Origin of the sequence: Mycobacterium sp. NS-7484 (assembly GCF_001953975.1) — a bacterium.
Lineage (GTDB): Bacteria > Actinomycetota > Actinomycetes > Mycobacteriales > Mycobacteriaceae > Mycobacterium.
In genome coordinates, this window is the sequence record NZ_MBEJ01000083.1 from 70,243 (window position 1) to 76,892 (window position 6,650).

Below are 6,650 nucleotides of genomic sequence, written 5' to 3' on the forward strand. Positions count from 1 at the left end.
AGTCAGAGCCCGACGTTTGGAGGCGGCGATGACCGCTACCGGAGAAGTCAACGAACGACAGGCCAGGCAGGTCGCCGAGGCAGCGCGGGAAGCGCAGTGGCACCAGCCAAGCTTCGGCAAAGAACTGTTTCTGGGACGATTACGGTTGGACCTCGTGCACCCGCACCCGCGCGGTCCCACCGGAACCACCGAGCGGGGCGAGGCCTTTCTGGTCACGCTGCGGGAGTTCTGCGAGACGCAGATCGACGCCGCGGTCATCGAACGCGACGCACAGATCCCCGACGCGGTGATCCGGGGTCTGAAGGAGCTCGGCGCGTTCGGCATGAAGATCGGCACCGACTACGGCGGCCTGGGCCTGTCGCAGGTGTACTACAACAAGGCGCTCGCGCTCGTCGGCTCGGTCCACCCGGCATTGGGTGCGCTGCTGTCGGCGCATCAGTCGATCGGCGTCCCGCAGCCGGTATCGATGTTCGGGACAGATGAGCAGAAGCGGACCTGGCTGCCGCGGTGTACGCGGGAGATCAGCGCGTTCCTGCTCACCGAACCCGATGTGGGCAGTGATCCGGCGCGGCTGCACGCCACCGCCACCCCCGACGGGGAGGACTACCTGCTCAACGGCGTCAAACTGTGGACCACCAACGGCGTCATCGCCGACCTGCTGGTGGTGATGGCCCAGGTGCCGCGCTCCGAGGGGCACAAGGGCGGCATCACCGCCTTCGTCGTCGAAGCCGATACGCCCGGCATCGTCGTCACGAACCGCAACGCGTTCATGGGATTACGGGGGATCGAGAACGGCCTGACCAAGCTGACCGACGTCCGGGTGCCCGCCGCCAACCGCATCGGCCGCGAAGGCGAAGGCCTCAAGATCGCCCTGACCACGCTCAACGTGGGACGCCTCTCGCTGCCGGCGGTGTGTACCGGGACAGCGAAGTGGTGTCTGAAGATCGCCCGGGAATGGTCGAAGGAGCGCGTCCAATGGGGCCGGCCGGTCGGTGAGCACGACGCCGTGGCCGGCAAGGTGGCGTTCATCGCGGCCACTGCCTACGGAATGGAGTCGATGGTCGAGCTCGCCGGTGAGCTGGCCGATGCCGGCCGCACCGATATCCGGATCGAGGCCGCCCTGGCCAAGCTCTATGGCTCGGAGATGACCTGGTTGATCGCCGACGAGCTGGTGCAGATCCGTGGCGGCCGCGGTTTCGAGACCGCCGAGTCGCTGGCCGCCCGCGGGGAACGGGGCGTGCCCGTCGAGCAGATCCTGCGCGACATGCGGATCAACCGGATCTTCGAGGGGTCTACCGAGATCATGCATCTGATGCTGGCCCGCGAGGCGGTGGATGCCCACCTGTCGGTGGCCGGCGACATCATCGATCCCGATGCCGACCTCAAGCAGAAAGCGAAAGCGGCCGCGCAGGCCGGCAAGTTCTATGCCCGCTGGTTGCCCACCCTGGTCACCGGAAAAGGTCAGCTGCCAAAGACTTTCACCGAATTCGGCCCGCTGGCCGAGCACCTGCGCTATGTGGAGCGGGCCAGCCGAAAGCTCGCCCGCAGCACGTTCTACGCGATGTCGCGATGGCAGGGCAAGTTGGAATACCGGCAGCGTTTCCTCGGCCGGATCGTCGACATCGGGGCCGAATTGTTCGCGATGACGGCGGCCTGCGTCCGGGCCGCAAGTGACGGGCCGGACTCTGCGGTCGAGCTGGCCGACGCCTTCTGCCGGCAATCGCGGGTGCGGGCCGACCGACTGTTCACCGAACTCTGGGACAACAGCGACGACGCCGACCGGACGTTGGCCCACGGCGTGCTCGACGGTCGGTACACGTGGTTGGAGGAGGGAATCATCGATCCGTCGATCGACGGACCGTGGATCGCTCAGGACGGCGGCGATGTCACCGACGATGTGCACCGGGTCATCCGGTGAGCAAAGTACTTGCGCACGTGAACACCGCACGCGCGCAGGGTTCCTGAGAACGCGCCACGCTCGTAGACTCAGAGCGTTATGACGACCCCGTCAAGCGCGTACGGCGGCGGGTGGCGACATCAGCCGCATCCGATGACCACGCTTGATCACCGGCTCAGCCGACGACAGGCGCGGCAGATGAGTCGGCGGTTCGCCGGGGTCGGCGTCGCGATCGACGCGGCCCGGCTTCGCCAGATCTCCTCCGGCGCGCCCGCGGCCAACGCCGAATTGACGAACGTCGAATTCGCGGTGGTGGCATGCGAACTCATGCAGGATCAACACCTCTCGAGGCTCACCCGCGGTAAACAGCACTGCCTGGAGTGGCTCGTGGTCCTCATCATGGGCCTGATCATGTTCGGTGCCCTGGTGTGCGCCACCGTGCTGATGTTGAGCCTGATGTCGCACTCGACACCGTTCTGAGCCGATGGCCGGCCTCAGTCGAACGCGACGCTGAAGTACTGCGTCTCCTGGAACTCGCGCAAGCCGTCACGGGCTCCTTCACGGCCGAGCCCGCTCTGCTTCATTCCACCGAACGGCGCCGACGGGTCGGACACGATTCCCCGGTTGATGCCGACCATGCCGACGTCGAACGATTCGGCGAGCCGCACCGCGTCCTGCAGCCGGCCGGCGTAGACGTAAGCCGCCAAACCATATTCGGTGTCGTTGACCAAACGCACGAGCTCGTCCTCGTCTTCCCACACCACGACCGGCGCGACGGGCCCGAAGATCTCGTCGGCCAGGATCGCGGCATCGGGCGCAACGCCGGTCAGCAGGGTCGGTGCGACGAACCATCCCTCGGCGGGCGCCTCGGCGCGGGCGGTGACGACGGCACCGTCGGCCACCGCGGCCTCGACCGCGGCAGTCACCCGCGCCGCGGCGCGCGAGGTGATCAGCGGACCGACCTGCGAGGCCGGATCGGTAGCCGGGCCCACGCGCAAAGCCGTGATCTGAGCACCGAACTCGGCGACGAAGTCGTCGACGACGGAGGCATGGACATAGAAGCGGTTGGCCGCGGTGCAGACCTGACCACCACCGCGGAACTTGGCCACCATCGCGCCCGCCACGGCGGCCTCCACGTCGGCGTCGGCGGTGACGACGAACGGGGCGTTCCCGCCGAGCTCCATGCTGGCGTTGACGATCCGGTCGGCTGCCTGCCGCAACAGCACCCGGCCGACGCCGGTGGAGCCGGTGAACGAGATCTTGCGGACCCGGTCATCGCCGAGCCAGGTCGCCACCACGCCGGCCGCGTCGGTGGTCGGTACCAGGTTCACCACCCCGTCGGGGACTCCCGCGGCCGACAGGATGCCGGCGATCGCGAGCGCGGTCAGTGGCGTCTCGGCCGCGGGTTTGAGCACCACGGTGCAGCCGGCCGCCAGCGCGGGGGCGATCTTGCGGGTTGCCATCGCAGCCGGGAAGTTCCACGGTGTCACCAGCGCGGCCACTCCGACGGGCTTGTGGGTGACGAGCGTCCGGGTGCCTCCGGCCGGGCCCACCCCGTACCCGCCGTCGGTGCGGACCGCCTCTTCGGCGAACCAGCGGAAGAACTCGGCGGCGTAGCCCACCTCGGCGCGGGCGTCGGTCTGCGATTTGCCGTTCTCCGCACAGACCAGGGCCGTCAACCGGTCGCTGTCGGCGAGCATCAACTCGTAGGCGCGGCGCAGGATGTCGCTGCGCTGTCGCGGGCTGGTCGTGGCCCAGCCGCGGAAGGCGCGGTGCGCGGCGTCCACGGCCGAGCGGGCGTCGTCGGCGGTGCCGTCGGCCACCTCGGCGATGGTCTGCCCGGTGGCCGGGTCGTACACGTCGAACGTGGCGGCGGCACTGTGGGCCTGGCCGTCGATGAGGATGCCGTGTTTGGCGTCGAGTTCGGCAATCACGTCGTGGCTCATCGGATCTCCTCAAAAATGGCAGCCAGGATGTCCAGGCCCTCGTCGAGCAAGTTGTCGGGTATCGACAGCGGGGGCAGGAAACGCAGGACGTTGCCGTAGGTGCCGCAGGTGAGGACCACCAGCCCCTGGGCATGCGCGGCGGCGGCGATGCGCTTGGTCAGCTCGGCATCCGGCTCGACGGTGCCGGGTTTGACGAGTTCGACGGCGATCATGGCGCCGCGGCCGCGGACCTCGCCGATCCGGTTGTCCGTGGCGGCGATGGCCGCCAGCCGGCCGGTCATGGTCTCCTCGATCTGCCGGGCGCGGGCCAGCAGTCCGTCGCGTTCGATGGTCTCGATGACTGCCAAGGCGGCCGCGCAGGCCAGTGGGTTGCCACCGTAGGTACCGCCGAGACCGCCGGCGTGCGGGGCATCCATGATCTCGGCCCGACCGGTGACCGCCGACAGCGGCAGGCCGCCCGCGATGCCCTTGGCGGTGACGATCAGATCGGGTACGACGCCCTCGTGCTCAACCGCGAACATCGCGCCGGTGCGGGCGAAGCCCGACTGCACCTCGTCGGCGACGAACACCGCACCGTTGTCGGTACACCAGCTCTGCAGCGCACGCAGGAATCCCGGTGCGGGAACGATGAATCCGCCTTCGCCCTGAATGGGCTCGATCACGATGGCGGCGACATTGTCGGCACCGACCTGCTTGTCGATGAGGTCCAGCGCCCGGGCCGCCGCGGCCGTACCGTCGGTCTCGCCGTCGCGGAACGGGAACGAGGTGGGCACCCGGTACACCTCGCCGGCGAACGGGCCGAACCCGTTCTTGTACGGCTGGTTCTTGGCGGTCATGGCCATCGTGAGGTTGGTGCGGCCGTGGTAGGCGTGATCGAACACCACGACTGCCTGCCTGCGGGTGTACACCCGGGCGATCTTGACGGCGTTCTCCACAGCCTCGGCGCCGGAGTTGAACAGCACGCTGCGCTTGTCGTGATCGCCGGGCGTGAGCCGGTTGAGCTCTTCGGCCACCCGCACGTAGCCCTCGTAGGGCGTGACCATGAAGCAGGTGTGGGTGAAGGCGGCCACCTGCTGGGTGACTGCGTCCACGACGGCGGGGGCACTGTTGCCGACGGTGGTCACCGCGATGCCGGAACCGAAGTCGATGAGCTGGTTCCCGTCGGCGTCCACAAGGATTCCGCCGCCGGCGGCCACCACGTAGACCGGCAGTGTGGTGCCGACGCCACCGGCCACCGCAGCGGTTTTGCGGGCCTGGATCTGCTGCGAGATCGGACCCGGAATGGCGGTGACGAGTCGGCGTTCCTGGGTGACGGCCACACCCGCGGTTTCGGCGATGGTCACGTTTTCCTCCTGCTGATGGCGGATGTCCACCATCACGGTAAGCAGCCAGGAGGCGCGGCGATAGTGCCGGGACGCACAGAACAGCGTTGCGTGATTGTGCAAAACTGGCATACATGGTGCTGGTCGGCGACGTCCTGGAGGTGCGCGCTCTCGGGTTGCACGCGATTGGTCTCCCCCACGCCGACGCCGCGGTCCGGTGGGTGGCCACCAGTGAACTCACCGACCCGGGGCCGTTCCTGGAGGGCGGGGAGATCCTGCTCACGACGGGTCTGGAAACCGGTGACTGGGACGACGAATGGGACGGCTATGTGCGCAGGCTCGGCGACGCCGGGGTGGCCGCCATCGGCTTCGCGATCGGCCTCACCCACGCGAAGGTTCCCGCCGGACTTCGCGACGCCTGTGGCCGCCACCAGGTCAACCTGCTCGAGGTGCCGCGACGCACCACGTTCGTCGCGATCAGCCGGCACGTCGCGCGACTGTTGGAGGAACACGAGTCCACCGCGGCGCGCGAATCGCTGCGGATACAGCGCAAGCTCATCTCGGCTGCGGCCAAACCGAATCCGGCCGCCGGCGTGGTGACCGCGCTCGCCGGAGCCCTGGACGGTGCCGCGTGCCTGGTGAACCCCGACGGCCGGGTCTCCCGCGGGCCGGTCGGTCCGCGGCGCTCCGAGTTTGCCCTCGACGAAGTCGCCGAGGACGTCCGGCGGTTGCAGTCACATGGATTGCGTTCGGCCGCCGCGCAATCCGGCCCGACGCTGTCGGTGTCGGTGCACCCTATCGGGTTACGCGGCCGGGCGACGGCCTATCTGGCCGCGCTGATGCCGGCCCAGGCATCGGAAGGTCAGCGTCAGGCCGTCACCACCGCCGTTGCCCTGTTGGGCCTCATCGACGAACAGGACCGCAGCCGGGTTGCCACCCGGCGGCGCCTCCGCAGCCGCGCCCTGCAACTTCTCACCGAGAATGACCATCGGACAGCGCAGTTGGTGCTGGAGGTCGACCAGCCGTCCGACGTGCTGCCGAGGCGCATGCGGTTCATCCGGGCCGTCGGTGACGCAGCCGCCGTCGAGGATGCGTCGGCAGCGCTGGAGGACCGCGGAATCCTGGCCGCCGGGTACGCCGGTGAGCTGTGTGCGGTCACCGAACCGTCACGAGCCGAACCCACCGGTGCCCGATTGGCGGACGACGGATTTCTGGTCGGCATCGGCAGTGTGGTCACCCCGACCGACGGGGCGACCGGCTACCGCACGGCCGGGCTGGCCCTGGCTCAGGCCACCGAAGTCTCGGGTGCCGTGGTGTGGGACCGGGTCATCGACGACGGCCCGTTGGGTCTGATCGACCCGGGGAAGGCCCGGGCATTCGCCGAACACTGGCTGCACCGGCTGGATCACGAACAGCTGGAGACGCTGCGGTGCTTCCTGCGCCATCACGGTTCTCGACTCAAGGTGGCCGAAGAACTCGGCCTGC

Annotated in this window: 5 protein-coding genes; 3 read left to right on the forward strand and 2 right to left on the reverse strand. The window is 68.7% G+C overall.

The window, feature by feature from the left end:
- Positions 1–28 precede the first annotated feature (28 nt).
- Positions 29–1,918, forward strand: a complete 1,890-nt coding sequence (locus tag A5733_RS14975; protein WP_076240671.1) for an acyl-CoA dehydrogenase family protein — start codon at positions 29–31, stop codon at positions 1,916–1,918.
- A 78-nt stretch (positions 1,919–1,996) separates the two neighbouring features.
- Positions 1,997–2,377 (forward strand): hypothetical protein, encoded by a 381-nt coding sequence (locus tag A5733_RS14980; protein WP_076240672.1) that lies wholly within the window; start codon positions 1,997–1,999, stop codon positions 2,375–2,377.
- A 14-nt stretch (positions 2,378–2,391) separates the two neighbouring features.
- Here A5733_RS14980 and A5733_RS14985 read toward each other — a convergent pair whose 3' ends face one another.
- Together A5733_RS14985 and gabT are read right to left on the reverse strand one after the other, a co-directional pair.
- The gene (locus A5733_RS14985) at positions 2,392–3,843 is read right to left on the reverse strand and encodes an NAD-dependent succinate-semialdehyde dehydrogenase (RefSeq protein WP_076240673.1); all 1,452 of its coding nucleotides are present in this window, start codon (positions 3,841–3,843) and stop codon (positions 2,392–2,394) included.
- Complete coding sequence (gene gabT, locus A5733_RS14990) at positions 3,840–5,186, reverse strand: 4-aminobutyrate--2-oxoglutarate transaminase (RefSeq protein ID WP_076240676.1); 1,347 nt, start codon at positions 5,184–5,186, stop codon at positions 3,840–3,842. Before gabT ends, A5733_RS14985 begins: the two co-directional genes overlap by 4 nt.
- A gap of 113 nt (positions 5,187–5,299) precedes the next feature.
- Here gabT and A5733_RS14995 point away from each other — a divergent pair.
- Positions 5,300–6,650 (forward strand): PucR family transcriptional regulator ligand-binding domain-containing protein (locus A5733_RS14995; protein WP_076240674.1); only part of this gene is annotated, 1,351 nt, incomplete at its 3' end.

Coding starts and splice junctions, on each gene's coding strand:
- A5733_RS14985 (WP_076240673.1), bottom strand. CDS start 3,843: ATGAGCCACGACGTGATTGCCGAACTCGACGCCAAACACGGCATCCTC.
- A5733_RS14975 (WP_076240671.1), top strand. CDS start 29: ATGACCGCTACCGGAGAAGTCAACGAACGACAGGCCAGGCAGGTCGCC.
- A5733_RS14980 (WP_076240672.1), top strand. CDS start 1,997: ATGACGACCCCGTCAAGCGCGTACGGCGGCGGGTGGCGACATCAGCCG.